The organism is Paenibacillus sedimenti, assembly GCF_014534655.1.
Taxonomy (GTDB): domain Bacteria; phylum Bacillota; class Bacilli; order Paenibacillales; family NBRC-103111; genus Paenibacillus_E; species Paenibacillus_E sedimenti.
Genome location: NZ_JACVVD010000015.1, coordinates 35,963 through 59,224, shown reverse-complemented (window position 1 = coordinate 59,224; position 23,262 = coordinate 35,963). Strand labels below are relative to the sequence as shown.

The 23,262-nt window shown below is 46.8% G+C and carries 11 protein-coding genes; 1 reads left to right on the top strand and 10 read right to left on the bottom strand.

Translation table 11 applies throughout. The features are described from left to right. Window positions 1–459: 459 nt before the first annotated feature. The 7 genes from ICC18_RS28685 to ICC18_RS28655 form a co-directional block, all read right to left on the bottom strand. Window positions 460–2,595, bottom strand: coding sequence for an RICIN domain-containing protein (locus ICC18_RS28685; protein ID WP_188177845.1), 2,136 nt, complete (start codon window positions 2,593–2,595; stop codon window positions 460–462). 310 nt (window positions 2,596–2,905) lie between these two features. Further along, entirely contained in the window at window positions 2,906–4,756 is a 1,851-nt protein-coding gene (locus ICC18_RS28680; RefSeq protein WP_188177844.1) for a glycoside hydrolase family 97 protein, read from the bottom strand. Window positions 4,757–4,938: 182 nt separating this feature from the next. Beyond that, window positions 4,939–6,576, bottom strand: a complete 1,638-nt coding sequence (locus ICC18_RS28675; protein ID WP_188177843.1) for an extracellular solute-binding protein — start codon at window positions 6,574–6,576, stop codon at window positions 4,939–4,941. Between the two features lie 70 nt (window positions 6,577–6,646). Beyond that, window positions 6,647–7,537: a carbohydrate ABC transporter permease gene (locus ICC18_RS28670; RefSeq protein WP_188177842.1), complete on the bottom strand. Its 891-nt coding sequence runs from the start codon at window positions 7,535–7,537 to the stop codon at window positions 6,647–6,649. A 21-nt stretch (window positions 7,538–7,558) separates the two neighbouring features. Next, window positions 7,559–8,527 carry an ABC transporter permease gene (locus ICC18_RS28665; RefSeq protein WP_188177841.1) on the bottom strand — a complete coding sequence of 323 codons (969 nt, stop codon included), beginning with the start codon at window positions 8,525–8,527 and terminating at the stop codon, window positions 7,559–7,561. A gap of 242 nt (window positions 8,528–8,769) precedes the next feature. Then, window positions 8,770–11,109, bottom strand: a complete 2,340-nt coding sequence (locus tag ICC18_RS28660) for an AraC family transcriptional regulator (protein ID WP_188177840.1) — start codon at window positions 11,107–11,109, stop codon at window positions 8,770–8,772. Between the two features lie 205 nt (window positions 11,110–11,314). After that, window positions 11,315–18,211 (bottom strand): LamG-like jellyroll fold domain-containing protein, encoded by a 6,897-nt coding sequence (locus ICC18_RS28655; protein ID WP_188177839.1) that lies wholly within the window; start codon window positions 18,209–18,211, stop codon window positions 11,315–11,317. Window positions 18,212–18,642: 431 nt separating this feature from the next. Here ICC18_RS28655 and ICC18_RS28650 point away from each other — a divergent pair, with 431 nt between their 5' ends. Next, window positions 18,643–19,476 (top strand): AraC family transcriptional regulator, encoded by an 834-nt coding sequence (locus tag ICC18_RS28650; protein ID WP_188177838.1) that lies wholly within the window; start codon window positions 18,643–18,645, stop codon window positions 19,474–19,476. A gap of 79 nt (window positions 19,477–19,555) precedes the next feature. Here ICC18_RS28650 and ICC18_RS28645 read toward each other — a convergent pair whose 3' ends face one another. The 3 genes from ICC18_RS28645 to ICC18_RS28635 form a co-directional block, all read right to left on the bottom strand. Continuing rightward, a complete protein-coding gene (locus ICC18_RS28645) occupies window positions 19,556–21,238 on the bottom strand; it encodes a type 2 periplasmic-binding domain-containing protein (RefSeq protein ID WP_188177837.1) in 1,683 nt (560 codons plus the stop codon). Between the two features lie 95 nt (window positions 21,239–21,333). Continuing rightward, the gene (locus tag ICC18_RS28640) at window positions 21,334–22,227 is read right to left on the bottom strand and encodes a carbohydrate ABC transporter permease (protein WP_188177836.1); all 894 of its coding nucleotides are present in this window, start codon (window positions 22,225–22,227) and stop codon (window positions 21,334–21,336) included. A 13-nt stretch (window positions 22,228–22,240) separates the two neighbouring features. Next, window positions 22,241–23,188: an ABC transporter permease gene (locus ICC18_RS28635; RefSeq protein WP_312029620.1), complete on the bottom strand. Its 948-nt coding sequence runs from the start codon at window positions 23,186–23,188 to the stop codon at window positions 22,241–22,243. Window positions 23,189–23,262 lie beyond the last annotated feature (74 nt).

The following is a 23,262-nucleotide window of genomic DNA, read 5'->3' as shown; positions in this document are numbered from 1 at the left end:
ACGTGAAGCTGGCGAACCATCCCCCCACTAGCCATACTTTGGTGTTAAACCCAATTGCGCGGTGCTTCCGTTTTAGGGAACCTGATCATTTTAAAATTGTCGATGATCGCCGAATGAATCTGTTCAATCGAGGTGACGACGACCATGTAATTGACACAGATTTCGATCGTTCGAAAAAACTTGTGTATTGTGCGAAGAGAATACAAGCCCCGGCACAAATCAGAATCATAATCCCATTGATAAGAAGCACAAGTAAAAACCTCATCTACAAGAAGATTTTTCTATTGTTCTTCTCCGAAGCGGAGGACTTATGCATCTATGTAATTCCGACTTTATCGCATGTCACATAATGACAGAGATCGAATGGTTCTGCGTAGCTGCCAGTTAGAGTGTACTGCCACACAAAGCCGCTCACCCCAAGACGGGAATGAGCGGCAATAGTTCAACCGGTCAATCTGGCTAGTTTATAATCTGCCATCTTTGGTTAGCGCTGCTCCCTCCTCCGTATTGGCCCAGGTCCGCCCCGTTGGTTGTGCGGCTCATCCCGTCCAGATATAACCCCGTTGCGCGGTTTTGGATCCGTACATTGTTGCCGTCTATCGAGACCGACCATTGCTGATTGGTGCTGGCGCTGAAGCTCCATTGTCCTGCAGCGGAACCGTTGGTTGTACGGCCCATGCCATCCAGATAGAGTCCGGTTGCGACATTCTTAAATTGCACATAGCTCCCGTCCGTTTCCTCCATCCACCGCTGATTATTGCTGGTATTGGATCCCCATTGTCCGGCAGCGGAACCATCGGACGTTCGGCCCATCCCATCGATCAACAAGCCGGTACCGGCGTTACTGAATCTAATCGATGCTGTCACCGAAGCTCCTCCTGTAGCAGCAGACACGGCAGCGGATTTCGATCCTCCGGCTACTTCTACCTGATAATAGTAGGTTGTATCAGGGGTCAAGTTTGTATCGCGATATAATGTCGCTGCAGTGGGGGCGCTGCTAATCTTGGTAAAAGTGCCATTCGGATCTGTTGATCGGTAGATGTTATACCCCAGCGCGCCCGGCACACCCGTCCATCTTACGTAGATCGTATTCGCACCGGCCGCCGTTGCCGTCAATCCCGTTATCGAGCCTAACGTGATCTTGTTGCTCAAACCAACCGTCTTTGCCGCATCAGGCGTGTATAGCAGCATGAAAAGCGGATAATCCTTTCCCGCAACCTCAGGCATTTTCGTTTCGTAGGCATAGGCCAAATATTTGTACTTCTCTTGGGTCATATCTCTATTTTCGATATATTTGTAATAGTTATATAACACACTGTAGAACGCATCGATTCTGCCTCTGCCGTCTACGTTGATCGTATCAAAATATTGAATCGTACTGCTTTGGTTTGCCCACGCAGGCGTCCATAACACATCGTAACCCAGATGATACTTGAGCAGATAAGTCGTTCCTGCCAACAGCCGGTCGTCCAGGAAGTTGAACACATTCACCGCATTGGAGGCTGCAGACCTCGCTCCGGTTACAGGGTCAACCTTCGTGCCTTGGGCATAGATGGTCCGCGCCAATGTAGACAGCCCGGCGACATTCGCGTAGGAATGCCCCACATCGCGCCCCATTTCGATCGCCTGCACATGGTAGTCCGCCGGGTCCAATGCTTCTCCAGTTCTCTCATTTTTCGTCATCCACCGCATCTGATGCTTAATGGAACCATTTCTTCCCCCTTGATCGCCTGCGGCATTCACGGTCGAAGCTTCTACAGCCTCATCGTAAAGCTTCAGATTATTGGTGAATATCGCTCTTCCCATCGTTCCCATTACCGTAAACTGATGCTGATTCATAAAAAAGCTATGAGGGCCATAAGTGACGGAAACGATATCCATGAGATGGGTGAGATTCGCTGTATCCGTAGCCGTCCATTTCTCACTCGCCGTAGGCGTATCGGAATAGCGCAGGATTTCCGCTGCCGCCGAGAGAAAATAACTCATTGTAGCAAAACGGAATTGCCAATGTTGAACGCAATCCACTGCGGCAGAATAACTCCTGATGATTTTCATGGCATTGGCGCGATACGTTTCATCGCCGGTAATATACCACATAACCGCCTGCATGAAAGCGGTTTCGGAGTCGGTATTGGCACGCGCTCCTACATATTCGCTGGGATTACTGTATGTGACAGTGGGTCTCTCGGGGTCGGTAAACTGCCAAGGACCTTGAATGTGCTTGAAGATATAAACATTTTCATAATAGATTCTTGGTGTTTTACTGGATTGGGAGTCGGCCGCAAAGGCATTAAACGCCGTATTCCAAGGCTCATCCCCCGCTCTTACGTGATCGCGCATGTTGTCCAAATCCGTCTGACTCATTGCAATGCCAGGATGGTGAATGGTTCCCGTTACCGTATTCCCGGAGGAATTGGTATAGGATACATTTGTATCCGTACTTACTACCTGCGGCTTATAAGAAGTAATCAGCGGCGAAATCGCCGCTTTCGCCGTTTGGCTGCCGATTCCGAGGAAGCTCGTCATCGCCAACACCATACAAAGAATGCCGAAAACAATCCTGTGGGAGCGACTTTTCTTCTTGAAAAAATTCATGTCATTATCCTCCTTTTTTTAATTACATACAATGCAGCCTGCCTGATACATCGCCGTACTCGTTTACATGCGCTTCCTCAATCGAATCTCCCCTTCCAAGAGTTTGTAACCGCTTGCAATAAGGGCTGTTGTTCGATGATAATCTGTCATAGTAGAGTAAATCCCCCCTTTTGCATTCAGTTAATGTAAACCCTTCTGTCAGCAAAAGAGGGGGATGAAACATGAAAAGCGGATTCTAATGACGTTACCGTTCCGAAGCTTCATGAATAACCCCCCCCCCCATTTCATGAATGATATATCCCCATTACAACTATAAAGGTTTTACATATATGGCTACTCCTCCCGAGCATTCCAATGGAAACTCGAGTATCGTATCTTTGGTTACTTCAGCGGATCTTATCCCGACCTTTGTACGAGTATCTAGTTCCGGTACATCTTCATAAATCTTCGCAGAATATCGTTTCCCATTATTCAAAAAATGTAGCGGAATTTTCACAGTACGGGCTTTCTCATTATTAATGCAACCGATAAACCACTCGCTTCCCTTGCGTCTTGCAATGGTTGCATATTCTCCGATCTCACCTGATATTCCAATAGACTCATCCCATACAACAGGCAGTTTCTCCCAGAATTCGATCTCCCGTTCACCATTCCAATCAGATGGCTTATCGTACCAGAACATCATCTGCATGGGACTGTACACAATAACGCCCATAGCCAGCATATGAGCATGCGTCACTTTTAATCGGTTATCAAAATAGCAAAGCGTATAATCGCCTGCTCCAGCCTGAAACCGTACAAAGGGCAATGTTGTATTATGTGAGGCTGTGGGAAAATGCTCGTTTCCGCGAATCCCCTCCTGTGTAAGCACATTGGGATAGGTACGTGAAATGCCTGTAGGGCGATAAGCATCGTGAATGTTGACCATCAAACCAAATTCATGGCACTTTTTAACTGCCTCAACAAGCCAACGCGTCGACTCTTGCGGCCCTACTTTTACAAAACCCAATTTAATGCCCGCTATCCCCCATTCTTTCCATACAGGAAGTGCAGCATCCAAATACGGTTCTGCAGCGGTTCTATCAACATATAGGAATATCCCTATGCCTTTCTCCTTACCATACGAAATGATTTTCCTTAGATCCAGGTCTCGGTCGGGATCTTCCCTTCTTGGATCAATTGCTTTATTTTCCGATTCGAGCGATCCATACCAGCCTCCGTCAAAAAGAACATATTGGAATTGATGGTCTACACAAAAATCGATACAGTCAAACGCGCTTTTTGTAGACAGCATCATATCCCGCAATGCCTTTCCAGGTTTAACATATGGAAAATCTTCAGCTTTGCCAGGCTCGCTTAGATTAAGGACCATATTGCTCCGGCATAGCAATTCTGCCGCATGGTCGGCAAGAATAAAAGTGCGCCACGGCGTTGCAAAAGGAGCTTTTCCTTCTACATGGGAAACAAGACTATCCGTTTCATCTTCGTTCAACGTAAATCCATATCCTATATAATCATCCTGACTGAAAAGCCCGCACAAATGTCCTGACAAATGCACTTTTAACGTGTTTTCGGCATGCTCGTCTTTGACAATCAACATTCTTGCATAATCAGTCAAACCGGCTTCATGAATAAGAACATACCCGCCTTCCGGTACATGCACGGCAAAAGGACGTTCACAATATCCGCTAATGTCTCCAACTGGCTTTGCAAAATATTCTCCTTCTACTCCATGCTCTTCCCATGCCATACTTCCTTGAGGAAAAGTAAAACCTGTATCTTCCTGAGTAATTGTAAAATCCTTCAATTTTTCCTGTTCAGGTATGAAATATTGAAAAGCTGTTCCTTCCGAATAAGCACGTAAACGGATTTCCATAATCCTTCCAAGGTCATCTTCCACGCAAACTGCCGCTTCTTCGAAGCTATCATCAATCTTAGCCCGCTCACCATATAACGGTTTCCATACACCTTCCACATTCCTTTTTGTAACGTTTCTTATTGTAAAGCTGTCACATAAAGGATGTGTATTTGCAAGGTGCAAACCAAGCCTTGAAGGCATAACCACAGTTTGTCCGTTACGCTTGACGGTGTACCACAGTCTTCCATCATGGTCAGAACTTAAGCTAATGCTATTCCCGCCGAAGGATGCTTCAGCCATCATACTTACTCACTCCAATATATCCCGGATATTTCGGCAGGCCATATTCCTAACCGTATTGTGTGGAATTCAACAACTTCTGTTTAAAAGGATATCGGGAGGAAGGCTACAAAGGCCTTCTTCCCGATATAGCTTGCGACTTTCAACTTACTTTAAGGCATTGGCATGGTACAAATCTCAGTAGCTTACTTACCGCCCTTATCAAGATAAGCCTGGACTTGCTTGAGGACTTCCGCACGTACTTTTTCCAAGCCCAGCTCACGCCATTCTTTATTGGATTTCTCCGTAAATTGTTTCCAGTTCGGATCGAGACCGGTCATCAGAATGTCATAGGCTTGCTGCAGCTTAGGATTGATCTTTGCGAGCTCCGTTGCAACCGGTTTTGTGTCAAACACGAAGTTGGATAGCGGGACTTGGTAGTAGCTGTCTGTTTTCTGTGCATACTCAACATATTTGATCACTTCCGGTTCATTGCTCGTATTCATTCTGGACAACGTCGGATTCCATGTCATTTCGTAGCCCGGGAATTTATAATTTGAGGATTTATCCGTCGTTTTGAATCCGTTGGCTCCCTCCACAGTCCAATGCTCGCCCTCGATCCCCAGCTCGATCAAATCATGGTTTTCTCGGCTGCTGAACATCCAATCCAGGAATTTCATGGTGCGCTCTACATTTTTCGAGCTTGCTGGAACTACCGCACTGTTGTTGGCAATGAAGGTTGTTCGGATCGCGCCGGGTTTCATATCCCGAATATCATCGCTGGTATAGAAGAAGGGCTCATAATCCGCATTGGGATTAATTTTCTTAAGTTTTAATCTGTCTTGGCTCAGATTGGAGATGGTTGTTTCAATTGCACCCTGCTTGTTCTGATCAAGCGCATCCACTGCTTGTTTCGATAAAGGATCTTTGTTCGTGTACTTTCTGTAATCTGTTCTTACTCCGAAATGGCCGTAAATCGAATCGTGCGTGTTAAACGGCGCCGGGAATTTGGCGAATTCGGAATCAGGATCGCCGATGGTTGCCGCGCCAAGCACTTTCTTCCCGTCTGGCGAGATCGCAACGCTGAACGGAACTCCGCCAGTGAACGATTCCGGTTTGATAGCGGCAAGTCGAATGTCCTTGCGCCCTTTCTCCTCCGGAATGCCAAGACGGAAAATACCGCGGCCGCCAATCACCATCGGTACATAGTCAGGAAGCTTCGTCCTTACGGCTTCCAGATAGTTATTGAAATCTGCCATGGATTTGACGGGAGGCAAGCCCAATTTTTCCCGGACATCTTTCCGGATCCCTATAATGAATGGATCGGCATAAGCCGTTTGAAAAGGAATCGTGTAGATATGGCCGTTGATTTTATTCGCTTCCATCATTTCCGCAGGGAACGCCTTCTTCAGTCCCGGGTATGCATCATTGTTGAAATACTTGTCCAGCGGCTGGTAGTAACCCAGACTCAGGTGGTTATAGAGCGTCGCCCATGGCGCATCGAAGGTCAAGTCAAACGATTCGCCTGTAGACATTTTTAATAGCGCTTTTTGTCTGAACTCGGGACCGGGAACGAAATCAAATTCGATTTTGGTATTCAGTGTGTCTTTGGTACGTTCCTCGAATTTGGCAAGCACCTTATCCAAATCTGTCGGCTTATCGCCGAAGAACATAAACTTGAGCGTTGCCGGGTCTGGTGCCTTTGTTGCCTTTGCAGAGTCTGTAGCTTTCGGTGCACTGCTGCTGGCGGCGGGTTCCTTGGTTGAGCACGCTGTCAATAATGTGCTCAAACCAAGAGTCAAAGCAATTGCTGGTACAGCGATCTGTTTGAATCTTGCTTTCATTTTGTGTCTTCCTCCCTTATTATGTTGTACTCTATACTAAACCGCCAAAGCGGATTTAGCCATCTGCGGATCAGCCTTTAACAGCACCGATTAACAAGCCTTTAACGAAATACTTTTGCAGGAACGGATACAAGAAGATAATCGGACCGATCGTGACAATGGTTGCGGCCAACCTCGTTGTCAACGTAGGAGTCGTATATTCGGTTAAATTAATATTTTGAGCGAGTTCCCTGCTAAAGTCGGCACTATCGAGAATTCGCTTAATCAAATATTGCAGCGGGAACAAATCCTCATTTCGAATATAGAGCATCGCCTCAAACCATTTGTTCCAAAAGGCCAAGGCATAGAACAAACCGACAGCCGCCATAGCGGGCAAAGAAATCGGAATCATGATTCGAAACATAATATAGATCTCGTTAGCGCCATCCATTTTGGCCGATTCCGCCAACGATTCATCAATCGATTTGAAAAAGTTGCGCATTAAAAACATATTAAACGGATTGAGCAGCGATGGAAGAATCAGCACCCATATCGAATCCGTCATCCCCAAATATTTGGTGATCAGAATGTAGCTGGACACAAGCCCTCCATGAAACAGCATCGTAAAGAAGACATAAAAAGCGATATGGTTGCGGTACTTCAAGGAACGCAGAGACAACGGGTAGGCCATGGCACACGTAACCAGCATGGCGAGAATGGTCCCGACGACAGTGATAAAGATGGTTACACCATAGGATTTATAGATCGTGTCGTTTTTTAACAATAATTGATACGCCTCTAGCGAGAAAGCTTTGGGAAATAATTGGAAGCCGTATGCCTGTATCGACGTTTCCGTGGTTAGCGAAGAACTCAGTACGGTAACGAACGGAAATAAACAAATGAGAGCAAAAACAGCAATGGACGCATACATAAGGATTAGCAGCAGACGGTCTCCGGCACCTTCTTTAATCTCCAAGTTCATTCACCTCTATCCTGTTGAATATTAATACAGCGCCGAATCAGGCGAATATTTGCGCGTGATTTGGTTGACAGTCAGTACAAGTATAAAACCGACAAAGGATTGGAATAACCCTATCGCCGATGACATGCTGATATTGGATAATTCCGTAAGCGCACGATACACATAGGTATCGATCACATCGGTGGTTGGATACAAGAGGGCATTCTTGCCGACAATCGCATAGATCATTCCAAAATCACCGTAGAAGATTCCCCCCAAGGCCAAAAGCAGCAACAGGATGATCGTCGGTTTCAACAAAGGCAACGTGATAGTCCATATTTTCATCCACCTGCTTGCGCCATCGATCGAGGCCGATTCATAAATTTCGGGATTAATGCCGGAGATTGTCGCCAAATAGACGATAGCCCCGAAGCCCGCCGATTGCCAAACCTTGATGCATACCAAGAAAACCGGCCAATATGCGGCTTCATTGTAGAATGCAATCGATTCAAACCCGAACACGTTCAAGATTTGATTCACCACTCCGCCTTGATACGGTAAGAAAACCGATACAATCATGGCGACAACCGTCCAGGACAAAAAATGGGGCAAGGTTACAACGGTTTGAGTGAGAACTTTGAACTTTTTGGACTTGATCTCCGAAAACATAATCGCAAGAGAAACGGAAACGACCATCGAGCTTAAGATAAACAATAGGTTTAAAAATACAGTATTTAATACAACTCGATAGACCTCTTTAGATTCAATAAAAAAACGGAAATTGTCGAAACCGACAAAAGGGCTTCCAAAAATCCCCTCTACGGGTCTGAAATCCTGGAAGGCAATGACGACCCCGAAGATCGGCAAGTAAGCAAAAACAAAAATGACCAGGATACCAGGCAATGTCAGAAGGTAAAGCAAATGATTTTTGCGAATTTCTCGGATGAAAGAATTTTTCGTCTTTTTATCAATCTTCTGTGATTGATATTGATAAGGTACAGTTCCCTCCATATGAATCCTCCTTCGAAGTTTTTAATAGCTGCTGTCGTTGATCCTAAGTATGCATGTCCATGCGATAATCCAAAAGTTTAACTACAGAAGTATTGTGTAAAAATGAGATAACCGCTCTTTAATAAGTGGATTATTCTTTAATTTTTCGCTTCTTCTCCATAAAAAGTGTAAATAAATGTCATTAAGAAAAAAAAGGCTGTCCCACAAGGTCTAATTTCAGACCCAAGGAACAGCTTTATCAGTTAATACGACTTCAAGTTTTCCAGTTTATTCTCTCTTCGGTAATGATCCGGAGTCATGCCGACATGCTTCTTAAACAATACATAGAAGTAATTCGTATTCTCGAATCCAACCATTTCACCGATTTTTCTCGCCGGATGATCGGTATGGATCAGGAGTTCCCGCGCTTTCCGGAATCGATGCTCGGCAAGATGCTCGGCAACGGATTTCCCTGTCTCCTCCTTTATATGTTTTCTAACATAACTTGCTGACATACCGATCATTTGCGATAACATGTCCACGGATAAATTGGGATCCGTATAGTGGTCCCTTATATATTCCACCATTTTTTCAACCGCTTTATTATTTTTGGACCGCGATTCTCTGTCTCTAATCGCAACAATCCTCTCACATAACGAAAGATACCATGCTTCGATTTGATCTAACGTATCCAGGCGTAATAATTGCTGTTGACACGTATGAATCTCCAAATCGGCATCTTCACGGTCAAAGCTTGACATCGATTTGGCGGTTCGAATGGTCATAACGAGCAATTGGACAAGCGACAGGATAATTTCATCGTATTTGAACGGATGAATACTCGCAATAAATTCTGCAGTCAAATCCCGAAGCTGCTCCAAATCGCCTGACTTCAGGCTGTTCATCATCTGGTTCTCTAATGCAACGGGATATTGATACTCTTTGGTTTCTGCCGATATAATGTCCTCATAGGAAATCAGGCTATTCGTCCCGTACACCAGTCTGTAGTGAATGGCTTGGTAAGCGCCTAATCTGGAGAGCTTCAGATCTTCAATTTTTTTTGCAACAGGTCCAATAGATGCCGCAACGGTCATTTTCAGAAATTTATCCACATTCATTTGAATTTCTGCTAATATATCCTTGATTTTTAATTCATGTACACCCTCGCCAGAACCGATAGTAAATATCAGATCGAGCGAATCATGACCATCTTCGAGTACTTCCAATTTATAGCGACTTGAGGCAATTTCCCTGCTTATATTTTCAACCGCATATTTTAACAATGAAATATCGACCATATCATATTTATCCGACATTTCATGGAAAGAATCGATCTTAAGTACGCAAACGACGTATTGATCCGACTCCACGCCAAGACCGAACTTCTTCATTGCTTGCTGTGCGTCAATTCCCTTCCCTGTCTTCCCAAGCAATATGGAACGAAGAATACTTTGCTTGCGAACCGATACCGATTGGTTGATATCGGATTGAAGGGTGTTCACTTTATTCTCCAACAATGAAAACGATTTATTCAATAGATCGTACTCATTTAGCAGCGGCTTATCCTTTGCCTCTGTCGTTGCCAACGTTCTTTTTATCAAATGATAAATAGGCACATAAATCATTTTGGTGAAAAATGCCGAGGTAATCGCCATGATGGCCAAACAAATAAGGGTCATTCTGAAAATAAAGCTTTGAAGTGCATCGACTTTGCCGAGCAGCTTATCGTAATCAGCTAAAATAATGAAGTTCCAGCCAAGCCGACCCGATTTCACGAAAGACACCCTTTGAGTCTTGTTATTGAATTCGGCAAAGAAACTCCCTCGCTTTTCATTACTTTCCAGAATGGGTTTCGTTATTTCTTTTACCATATCATTTTCCTGAAAGTCCTTGTCTTCAGGGCGGGAAATGACAAGTCCTTGATCATTAACGATCATCATTTTGTAAGTCCCATTGCCGCTTCCCTTCATGACAAGCTCCTGGAGCACATTTTGGTTCAGGTTCACAACCATGTTGTTCCGGGAACCGTCAGGCATTGCATACGAATAAATGATCGAGATTAAATTCTGGTTCACATCGGCACTGCTATTGGGGTACGTTAAGACGGCCTTTCGGGGGATAAAAATCCCCTGTTCGTATATTTCTTTCTGTACCAGCAAGGCTGTCATGCCTTTATCGAAAAAATTATCAATCGAATTGAACATCTGGACCGAGGAAAAAACAAGATTGCTATTGTAATTGTACACGTATATCGAAGAGACCAATGGGTTCTCCTGTATGAAATCGTTTAGCCGACTGTTTATATCATACATCTCGCCTAATGTGAAGCCTTCTCCATTCATTGCACTAATAATCCATTCATTTTTGAGAAATAACTGGGAGTAATAGTTATAAGTGGACGATAGAAGAATGTCAGCCGTATTGTAGGACTGTTCGATCATTCTTGATGAGGTTTCATTGACCTCTTGAGTCAAATCATTGGAAACCTTGTACAAAATAACGTAAGAAAATCCGGTAATAAATAAAAAACCGACGAGTACATAGGAAAGGATGAGTTTAAAAAGCATATTTTTTTTTCGTATAAATGCCAAAATTGTTTTCATTATGCTCGCCACCTAAGTAGTAATTCTATTATGTTGATATTGTAGCCCATAAACGGCTAAGACGACATAGGCTTTTTTTCACTCCTGATTTTCGCATATCAGATGAGGCATCCGTGTTTTTTAAGCGATTCTCTCACTGCATAACGAAAAGAAGCCCCGGCAAGCCTGAATTTATAAGCTTGCCAGGGGCTCCTATCCACGTTTACTACTTGCCTGACTCGTCATGTGGTACGGTTACGGTTACGGTCTTGACGGTTTTGTTACCGGCTTTGTCTGTCGCCGTGTAAGTTACAGTGTAGACGCGTCCCGTCCCTTGACCCGAACGTTCCGCCCTCAGGCTGAACGATTGGTCCAAGGTGCCGTACTCGGCATTTTGAATATCGTTCGGTTGATCGTCGTCTATTTCCTTTCCTTGATCTGGTTCGTTGCTCGTAATCGAAGTCAGTACGATCGATTCGATGCCGGATCCGCTGTCGCTGCCGTACACCTGAGCAGCAACCGTAACAAGCTTATGGTTCGGCGGCCAGAGAATCGTTTTATCGAGCACGACATCAAGCTGCGGCGCCGTCGTATCGACTACCTGGATATCAACAGTCATGTTAGCCCTCGCCCCTCTTGCATCGTATACGGCGAAAGTCACGCCATAGCTGCCGGGCACATTAGGCGTCCAGGCAAATTGACGGGTTTGCGGGTCGAAGGAAGATCCAAACGGCAGGTTGCTCGCGCTATAGGTAAGCGCGTCGCCATCCTTGTCTTCCGCATATACGGAAAAGGTCACGCTGGTACCTGTTTCTACGGTCTTAGGAGGAACCTGCGCGAAAACCGGAATCGTGTTCAGCGCCTTCAACGCGTTCAGCAGCTGTTCAGCCGCATCGTCGATTGCTTCCTGCGAAGCATCCGCAGGCAAAGTTTTGGCATTTGCGACCGCTGTCTCAAGAGCTTGCGAGCTCGATTCGGTATATTGCGCTGCGTCAAGCTTTGCGGCTTCATCCAGCAAGACAGTAACCAAGCTGATGTCAGTCCGCTTTGCCGCCGTATGGTTATATACGGCTTTAATCTCATCATCGCTTAAGACGTAATTGTAGACGAAGAATTCGTCGAGCATACCGTTCAACAGCGGGTCCGGCCATTGGCTTTTACCGATATAGTTGTTGACCGGTTTAAAATCGCTCGGTTTGATCGTGAAGCCGCTTTTGGTCGCCTTCAGTTCGCCGTTCACATACAGCTTCGCCGTACCGCCGCCCAGCGTCACCGCCACATGCACCCATTCATTGACGCCAAGCTGCGACGTCTCCACCATTTGTTCGCTGCTGCCATTCTTGATTGCGAAACGCAGTGTATTGCCGCCCGATCTCGGTGTAAGGAATAAATATTGATTCGTATCGTTACCGAAGTCGAAAATTCGCTGCCAAGAGTTGCCTCCCTTCCAGTTCACCCAGGTGGCCACAGTAATGGTATCGGAAGCGGACAACGGATGCGACGCAGGCAGGGTGACGAAGTTGTCCGTGCCGTTCATTTGGATCGCTTTACCGAACTTTCCTTCTGCGTATACGGCTTGCCCTTCAACGATTCCATGAGTCGGCCCAAAAGAATTGTCCGCATTGCCATCAAATGAATATAGCGAAGAGTGAACAAGCAGCTTCTCGGCCTGATCAAGTAGCGACGCAAGCTGCGCCTTATCGGCTCCCGGCTGGTTCATAGCAGATTCGATCTGTACCACTTCCTTCATGTACAGATAGTGGCTGCCCTTCGTATAATTTGCAGCAGGAAGCACGTGCAGCTTGACCTCGATGTTCATCGATTGGCTCACCGTATAGCTGCCGTTGCCGACTGTAAACGTTACCGAATGGCTGCCGAAATCCGCTTGTTGCGGAGTCCAAGTGAAGACGCCCTTCACGGTATCGAACGCCGCGCCCGCCGGCAAATTAGCTGCGCTGTAAACGAGCGGTGCGCCGGAGGGATCGGATGCGGATACCTGATAGGTGAACAGCTGCTTCGCCGTCGCCTGTACTGTCGCACCGGTATCGATAACCGGCAGTCCTTTAACCGTGATCCTGATCGTACGGGAAGAAGACAATTCACCGGATTTCACGGTAAAGGTTACCGTGTGCACGCCGCCTTGTTCTTTGGCCGGGGTCCATTCGAACGTTCGGGTATCCTCGCTGAAGGTTGCTCCCTCCGGCAGACCGGTTGCCCCGTACACAATTTCATTCGCATTCGACGCCTGGACCTTGAATGTGAGCTTATCGCCCGCAATGACAAATTTGTTGCCGATCAGATCAAGTACCGGCAGACCGTTAATATACTTCAGTCCGTTCAGTGCTGCCAGCAGATCTGCGGAAGCCGCATCCACATCCTCCTGAGTCGAATCGGCATCGGACGCAACCGCATTCGCATTCGCAGCTGCCGCTTGGAACACTTTGTAACTATCCGCAGTGTAATAATCGGCGACGGCAGAATCGGCTTCTTCCAGCAGCAGGGTGAGCAGCGTCTTGTCAACGCCGATTTCCAGGAACTCGATTTCTTCAAAGTTCACGAATCCGTTATGGTCGTCATAGATACGAATGTAGCGATATGGCGTCGGATCCGGAAGGATGGTTGAATACCATTGATAACTCGTAGTGTTCGGAATCTTGTATAGATCCGTCCAATTCACGCCGTCATTCGAGCCTTTAAAGACGGTCCCGTTAACGCGGCTTACATGTGTTTTTCTGGGCAGGTAGCGGAACGTATCGACCACTTTTTCATTTCCTGCACCAAAGTCGACATCCACCCAGCTCACAGCAGATCTGGTGTGGGTAATGGTACCGGGATTTTCATCGAACAAATACCATGCGTTCTCTTCCTCCGAAATGTTATCATTTTGCCAATATTTTTCCGAAGCCCTGGCCATCGATGGGTCCATATTCACTTTTGTCAGAAGGGTCCGAGCGGAAACGAGCAGCGTCTTCGCATCATAGATTTCGTTAATCAGCGCCGTCTCGTCGGCATCCGGCTTCACCATCTCCGCCTTGATGCGGTCCAGTTCTTTACGGAACAGGTAGAAGCTCGCTTTCGTGTAGTCGGAAGCCGGCAAGCTCTCCGCATACTGCATGACAACTTCGATCGGATCCGCAGTAACCGTTACGTCATAGAACGGCTGCTTCGATCCGTCTCCGTGAATCGGCAGTATCTTGTAGTACATGCTGCCGTACCGCAGGTTTGATTCTTGAAATGAAGTCGCTCGCGTATTTGCCAGAACGAGCGTCCAAGGGGAACCTTCTGCCGGTTCCATCGTGCCCGGCTTCAATTCCGGATCGGCCAGTCTCGCCGCCGCATCCGTGGTGCGGTACAGATTGAACCAGGAAGCTTGCTTCGGTTTATTCCAGTGCAGCGTCACTTGATCCTGCACTTTGGCCACGAACGGAGTTATGCTGCCTTGCGGCGTTTCCGTTATCGTGACTTCGCTGAACTGCGCCTGATCGGATGCGGCAACTCCGGTATAGTACGCATAAGGCAGCAATGAAGACACCTTGGTCACATACTTCCAGTTCGTACCGTCCTTGGATACGAAAGCGTACACGGTTTGCGAATCATGATCGCGCATCAGTTTGACGTACGGATACTCCGCTGCAGTATAGCCTTCCATCTTCGTTTTTCTCGGACTTGCCACTTCACCCGACCACTGTACAATGGAGATCCGCGTACGGTCTTGCAGTACAAGGTTGCCGTTCTCGTCCGCACCGAAATAAATATAACGGGATTTGTCGGCCGTGAGCCGATCACGCATCATGACGCCGCTCGCTTCACCCGACGCGCTGTCGATTTTCGCGCTGATCGAGCTGTTGCCGGCTCCCACCCTGCTTACAAAGTGCAGCGAATCGAGAATATTCCGCTTGTAAATGTTGTAGTCGTCGCCTTCGCCGAATCCAGCTCCGCCCACAGAGCCGATCGCAATGGACGAACCGTCGATCACGGCGCTGCCTGACGTCCCGCCGATGCGGTCATCGCGCCACGCCGTACCGGCAGCGGCGGACACAGGCGCCGTCAAATCAGCCTTCGCGCGGTACGAATCCCAACCCGCGCCGTAATCGTTCACTGCAGCCACTTTGTAATAGTAAACTTTTCCGTTTTGAACCGTTGTATCTTTATAATAATTACCTATTAAGCCAGTTGCGATCGTCTCATACGTGCCGTCTTCCGTTTCCGCACGTTTAATCGAGTAGGATTGCCCGCCGGAGGTCGTTTTCCAGGAGATACCCACGTAGCCGTTGCCCGTAAGCGCATGGACGAAATCGACGTGGAACGGCTTCGGAGCAAGCTCGATATCCGACGTTAATTTCAGCACCATCGCGGTTTTGGGCGGAGCGGTCACTTTGCCGTTCACGACCGGAATGTTCGTCTCCGACACGAGATCGAGCACCGCGTTTCCGGTAAAGTCAGCCGGCATTTCAACGTCAAACGTCTGTTTATTACCGTATTCATCGCGAGTCGTGTTGAAGATGATCAAGTATTTACCGTATCTTGAAGTCTGCAATTCAGGATAACCGGAGTAAGGATGATCCACTTCAAAGTTATCGCGGTTTACTGTTCCAACACCCGGCTGATAAGAAGCCGGCGCGGCTTCACCTGCCAGCGCCTGCGGCGCTCCGCTCCAATTGTTCACCCTGTCGGTTTGAAAATCCACGTCGATGTAGGGCGCCCGCAAATAGTAATCTTCATACCGGAACTTGTTGTTGGTTGCGATCTGAACGATATGGTCGTAGCTGTCTTTCATCACACGAAGCCGTCCGTTGCTTGCCATACCGCGATTTCGGTAAAACAGCGAGCCGAACATTCTGAAATCGCCGTCTCTTACCGACACGTACATATTGTCGATATCCGCCCATGCGAGCTGCTCATAGTCGTCCGGATTGATTCCGAGTGCGGTAATTTCTTCGGGCTTATAAGAATCGAAATCTGTTTGCGGAAGCATAACCCCAGCCATAACATTGCCGCCAAACCGAGCGTAATCGGCGCGATCGGCAGTCACATATTTATAGATTTCGGCCAAGCGGAAATCCGGTCCGCTCATCGAACCTCTATTTCCGAAGTCTTTCACATGCAACAGTTGGTGATCCGCAAGCTGCTGCTGCACATACCCGACCGCTTCTCTCGCGTACTGCCAGTATTCGTCCCACTGCGGACCGCTATATCTTTGCATGTTCTGGGCCATCGCCATTTCCAAGGATGCAAACTGCATCCCCATTCCAAAGCCTACTCTCGTGCCATAAGCGAGGAGCCCGTTTATCGTTTGGTTTCGCTCATCCGTGATTTGCTCCGCTCTCATCACTCTTTTTCCATCGTCGGTCAATGACGGATATCGGACAAATCCCCGGGCGTGGATCGATTTCAATGCCGCTTTCAGAATTTCGTCATTCATTTCCTCATCGCCGGCGTGGTTCAACGTTTTATAAAAATAAGTCAAGAGATAATTCGCAGCCTCACCGTAGTTGGCGACATAACCGTTTTCCCTTGTAAGTCCCGCCTCGGTTAAGCCGGTATAGTGCTTGCCGTAAGGCAGCCTTCTGACAACGTTGCCTTCCGCGTCGAGCTTGCTCTTAGCGAGCCCTTTGCCGACAATATGGATGAAATCGTCCGTGAAATGCGCCTGCGTGTCATGATTGAACAGGGAATGATACAGATCCAGTTCTTCGCCGTTCGGACCGACCAACACCTCTTCACCCAGGAATGGTCTTATTCCTAAAGCTTCAAGCAGAATTTGCCGGCTCCGCTCTTTGCCTTCGTAAAAGCTTGAGCCGATCATGCGAAGCCCTTCATGGGCTTCCCACGCGCCTTCGTACGTATAGTACACCTGGTTGTAGATATAAGAAAGCCGTGCTCGGGCAAAGTCGAAGTTCGCCTTAAGCACCCGTTCCCACGCTTCGCGCCGCGTCAGCTCGCCGCCGTTCCAATCTACGCCCGCCAGGGAGAACTCGCCTGCAGCGGTTCCGGTGACGAACGGCTGGTCCAGATAGGCGTTCCAAGCCGCTTCCCCATAGATCGTGTCGTCCTTGATCAGGTTCTCGACTATGTACAGCGCTTCGCCGAGCGCGCCGTAGTAGCCGCCCCAGTCGCCCTGATGTCCTCCGCGCAGCACCAATCTTGTATTGCCATAATAATCTTTGACATGGTTGTCGATCGTTTTGAAAATTCGCTGGAGCGCTGCTTTCTTCTCTTCTGTCGTCTTCGCCGGAGACCAGCTGTATTTCAGGACATTCGCATAAAATTTCAGTTCGTCCTGATAACGGATGATCGACATCTTGCCGCCTGCGCTTCTATCCACATTTCCTGATAATTGGTTGAACAAGTCGACATGGCCCTGCATGTAGCCATCAATCAGGGCCTGCTTCTCCGTATCCGCCAGATCCGGCGTCAGCATCGTATCCGGATTCTGACCAGGCTTGAATTTATAACCCTGTTTTTCCCCATCCACGTTAATATAGGTTTGAGTATGGGTGTAGGCATTATAATAACCCCTTGAATCGGACGTCATATTACCCGACGGATTAAACGATTTAATCGTGATCTCAACAGATTCCTTCCCAACCGTTGATTCGAGCGGAAGCATAATCGTATTGTAGAAAAATCGGTTCGGCAACGTCCAGCCTCTATTAATAGCTTCATAGTCCCCATTTCTGATATATCCGATTTGCTCGCCGTTAATATTGACCATGCTGACCGAGGAACTTTCTTCACCCGAAAATTTCACAGTGAAGTAATTGCGCATATAGGGGTCGACCTTCATATTAAACGTTAAATCACCGCCCTGCCCTTCAGCCGGAACGCGAGGATTCGACTTCCGGGCAGGCTCGCCCATGAAACCGGTGATGACGCTGGTATCTTGGCCTTTGAAATTGTGTGCACTTTCAGAAGCGGAATTGCCGAATATGAGCTTATCCAGATAACCATACTCGTTCATTGCCGCTGAACTGCTGGCGGCTGCTTGGGTTTCAGCCTCCTCAGCAAACGCCGGAATCGGCGGCACCATCTGCAAGATCAATGCAGATATCAGACCGACTGTCAAAGCTCGCTTCGCATGAGCGGTAATCTTCTTGATTGGCTTGAACATCCCTTTACTCATTCTTCTCCTCCTCAAATCATCACAAATTTAAATTTAATAAAGCGATTTCATTTGTAAATATACCCCGCTCCCTCCTTCAAGTTTTTGGAATAGCTGTTATACCTATTACAAATATGACGATCCATACGCATATTGAAAACTTTAAAAAAACACACATTGTGTAAAAATGAGACAACAGCTTCTTTAAAAAGCAACAAAGTGTATAAATTTCATCGGCTACCCTCCTCGTTAACTTCATTCAACCCGCATAAGTTTGGTGTCCAACCCTTGGGCAGTCTACTGTAAAACAAAATTACTTTATTATTCTGTATATGATAACTCTTACGCTTAAAAAAATAACATCATAATATACTCCATATAACAAAATTACGTTGAAATTCATTTATGCTAATAATATGATGGATTTAATAATATGAAATGGGAGTGATTCCATGTACCGCCATTATTATTTACCCCCTTTCGACGAATATAGCTTCTTTTGCTTTCCGCATTCCGTCGGAAAATTCACGCAGCCCCTTGACCATAATGTCAATCGCGGAGAAGGGGTTAGAGACTTCAGTCTGCATTTCGTTGTCGGCGGCAAAGGAAATATTGAATTGAACGGTACTAATCATACATTGAAAGAAGGAGATGTCTTCCTTCATACGCCATTTCAGAGAATGCGCTATTATACATCCGAAGACGATCGCTGGGTCATTTATTGGATTCAATTTAATGGAAGTACGCTTGCGAATTTCTTATTGGAACGAGGCTTCTACGAATCGTCCATTTGGTATATGAAAGAAATCGGATCACTCGAGCAATCGTGGCTGGAATTACTTGATGAAATTGAAGAAAACAATTTCATGCGGCCTGCCAAAATATCCTCTTTGACCTATGCTGTGCTCAATGAATTCATGTTCAATGCCATACCTTTTTCTAATAAAAGGGGGACGAATCATGTTGACAGGATCAGTAAGCTGCTTCCAATTATGCAAAATAATGCTCATCTTCCCTTCAACCTTGAAGAGTGGGCAGAGAAAGCGAATTTAACGCCAAACTATTTCTGCAGTCTGTTCAAAAAGATAACGAAAATGACGCCCCTTACGTATATTACGAAATGCCGAATTCAAAAAAGCAAAAAAATGCTGCTGAGCGATCCGAATATTCTAATCAAGGAGGTTGCCATCAATTCCGGGTATCCCAGCATTAGTTATTTCAATAAGATCTTCATGGAGATGGAAGGTATGACCCCGAACGATTTCCGAACGAATCATTTCAAATAATAAAACCGTGAATGGTTTGGCAAGAAAAAGGCGCCCCCATCCATTGTTCCCGAACGGGGGCTCTTCAACTTGATGCGCGTTAATTCTTCTTGGAGCTATCAAGCGCTTTCTGGGTAAGCTCCAAATATCTATCCAATTTCAGTTTCTTGAAACCTTCCACATAGGCGTCCCAATCAGTCGCAAGCTTTTTGTTGCCGGTAATGAATTTGATGATATTTTCATCTACGTACTTGTTGATATTCGTAACCAGCAAGCCGTATTCATCAAGCGCTGCCGGGTCGATGTACAAGCTTCCGGGAAGCGTTTCTTTCGGCTTAAAGGGGTCATAGAGCTTTGTTGCCTGATACAAGCGGAGCTCGTACCCAGCCGGCGTTTTGGTATTTTGATCGGCAGCCCAAGACGCTCTGTACGCTTTCGTTTTGACGAAAGGACCGACCTCGCCCCACGCATTGTTCAGCTTTTTAGATTCGTCTCCCTTCAGGGGAATCGGCTTGTATTTCGCTTGCTTTCCGTCCAAATCCAGATCGGAAGCGGTTCCGTCGTTCCACTGTACGCCCTTTTCTCCCATAGTTTCCCGAGTCGTTCCCTCATCCGTAGCCAAAAAATCGGCAAGCTTAATGGCAGCGATTTGCTGATCCTTGTTCGCTTTGTTCGTGATAGCGAAGGCGCCGCTCCCAATACCTTTATAACCGCCGTACGCGGTAAGTTGAACCCCATTCGGTCCTTTGAGCGGAGGAATCGGTTCGTACTGTGTATTGATCGGGTTGTCCGGACCGATAAATACATAAGGGTGCAGCGCTGCACCGACGCCGATCGTTGCGATACCGTCACGGTTGGCGAGACGCTTATAGGCCGGATTGTCTTGCGTGTAGGCGCCCAGATCGATCAAGCCTTCCGCGTACAGCGAAGCGAGGTATTCCAGGCCCGCTTTAAATTCCGGCTTGATGGCGCTCATTTCGACCTTGCCGTTCGATACCGTAAGATAACAAGGGTCTTTGCTGCTGCTGCAATTGCCATAATCCGCATACGTAAAAGCGTTCATAAGAGGCATATCTACACGGTTATCCTTGGAGCCGCTTAATGGTACCTCGTCCTTCTGCCCGTTGCCGTTCAGATCGGTATTTTTGAAAGCTTCGAGCATTTTCTTGAAATCATCCGTCGTCTTCGGCACTTCCATGTTGAGTTTTTTCAGCCATTCGCTGTTGACCCACATTTTGGCGCCGATAAAACAGTGATAGCATTCGTTGATCGGCGGCAATACGTAAATATTCCCGTCAGGCGCTGTAACTCCCGATTTGTAAGTAGGGATTTCCGCCATACGCTTTTTAATATTGGGAGCATACTTGTCAATGAGGTCGTTTAACGGAATCAGAACTCCCTGTTGTCCCAGCTTCATCTGTTCGGCAGGGCTAATGAGGTCGCTCCAGTTCAACATGAATACGTCCGGGTAATCCCCGCTCGTAATCGCAAGCTGTCTCTTATCTTTTACCGTTTCGAATGAATTGATCTGGATATCAAGCTTGGCGTTCAGCTTCTCATTCATCTCTTGCGTAAATTTGTTTTTGTTCCAGTCAAGCTCAGGATCGCCGACCATAAAAATCTTAAGATTGACAGGATTTTTCTTTGCATCGGCAGTTGCTGCCTGGTTGCTTGTGCTTCCAGCTTTGTTATCGCTTCCTGCGTCGTTCTTGGAGCAGCCTGCGAGCACCGGAATGGCGATCAGCAGCGTGCTGAGTAATGAGATGACTGTTTTTTTGATCATGCATAACCCTCCCTGTTGATTTACTATCCATTCACTAATGTACAACTGATGCCTTCTGTCTTGCCGTGCGCCCACCTCCTTACGGAATTACGGAATCAACCCTTAAGCGAACCGATCAAAATTCCTTGCACGAAATGCTTCTGCACAAACGGATACAAAATAAGCACAGGTAAGCTGGACACAATAATCAAGGAATATTTCATCAACTCGGCGACACCTTGTCTTTGGAGCGACTCCGAAATGTTCGTCGGATTTTCCGTCGTGTTGAGCAGCAATATATTTCGTAGCACGAGCTGCAGCGGATATAAATCTTTGTTTTTAATATAGAGCAAGGCATCAAAATAAGCGTTCCATTGTCCTACCGCGAATATCAACACCAGAACGGCAATGATCGGCTTGGATAGCGGAAGTACGATGCGCGCTAGGAACCCCAGATCGCTGATCCCGTCGATTTCGGCCGCTTCCGCCAATTCATCGGGAATGTTGTTCTGAAAAAAGGTTCTCGCAATGATAATTTGAAATACTCCAAGCGCCGGCGGGATGATAAGTGCCCATCGGGTATCGATGAGATGAAGGCTCTTAACGACTAAATAGGTAGGGATTAGCCCGCCCGAAAACAACATGGTGAAAGTTAATAAAAACATCAGTCCATTGCGGCCGTAAAAAGATTTGCGGGAGAGCGGATAGGCCATCATGATAGTGACCGTTACCGCAACCAGCGTGCCGACTATCGCATAAAAAAATGAATTGGCGTACCCTACCAGCACAGACGAATTTTTAAACACCGTCTCGTATCCAAGCAGCGTAAAATCGACCGGGAACAACCATACCTTGCCGGATACGACGGCGAAAGGGCTGCTGAATGACGCGCTGACAATATAAACAAGCGGATAAAGAACAGCGAGCAGGATAAACGTTAAACAAATATAGATGACCGTCATCAGCAGCAAATCGCCGGGCGATTCTTTGATAGCTCTCTTCACAACCATTTACCGGTCCCCCTTACCATAAGCTGTTTTTGGTAACCCTTTTCGCCAATGAGTTGACACTGACAAGTAGGATCAGATTACATACGGAATTGAACAATCCGACTGCCGTCGCGTAGCTGACATTTCCATTCAATAAGCCGGCTCTATATACATAAGTCGCGATGATTTCGGATGAATCCGCATTCATTGAGTTTTGCAATAAGTACACTTTTTCGAAACCGACAGACATAATGTTGCCGACACCTAAGATCAACAAGATAATGATGGTCGGGAGTATGCCCGGGATATCGACATGGATGATTTTTTGCCACCTCGATGCTCCATCCACCTTAGCCGCCTCATAAAGCGTCGGGTCGATGCCTGCAAGCGCCGCAAGATAGATAATGGCGCCATACCCGGCATTCTGCCAAACATCGGACCAGACGACAAGGGATTTGAAATAAGCCGGCTCTCCTATAAAGTTGATTTTTTCAAAACCAAAAGCCGCCAGCAGATTGTTAACAACGCCTACCTGCGGTCCGAGCAACAACGACAGCATCGAAACGACGATAACCGTTGAGATGAAATGGGGTGCATAGGTTACCAGCTGTACGAACTTTTTGAAAGAGGCCCTGCCGATCTCATTGAGTGCAAGGGCGAAAATGATCGGAATCGGGAACCCAACAAGAAGGCCATAAAGGCTGATCCCTAACGTATTTTTTAAGATAAGCCAGAAATAAGGCCCTTCAAAGAAATATTGAAAATGCTTGAAGCCCGCCCACGGACTTCCCGTAATTCCCTTGACGATGTTGTAATTCTTAAATGCCAGCAGCGCCCCGTACATCGGATAGTATTTGAACGTAATTAGCAAGGCTATGGGCAGCAAGATCAGTAAATAAAATTGCCAATGCCTTTTTATCTTTTTAATGACCGCCTTTTTCGGCTTTGTCTTCTCCAGCGTTACCGGCTCACTGACTGATATGGTTTTCAAAGGATTCCCCCCATTTTTTCGAATGTAAGCGCTTACTATTTTCACATGCTGAAGCCCATTTCCTG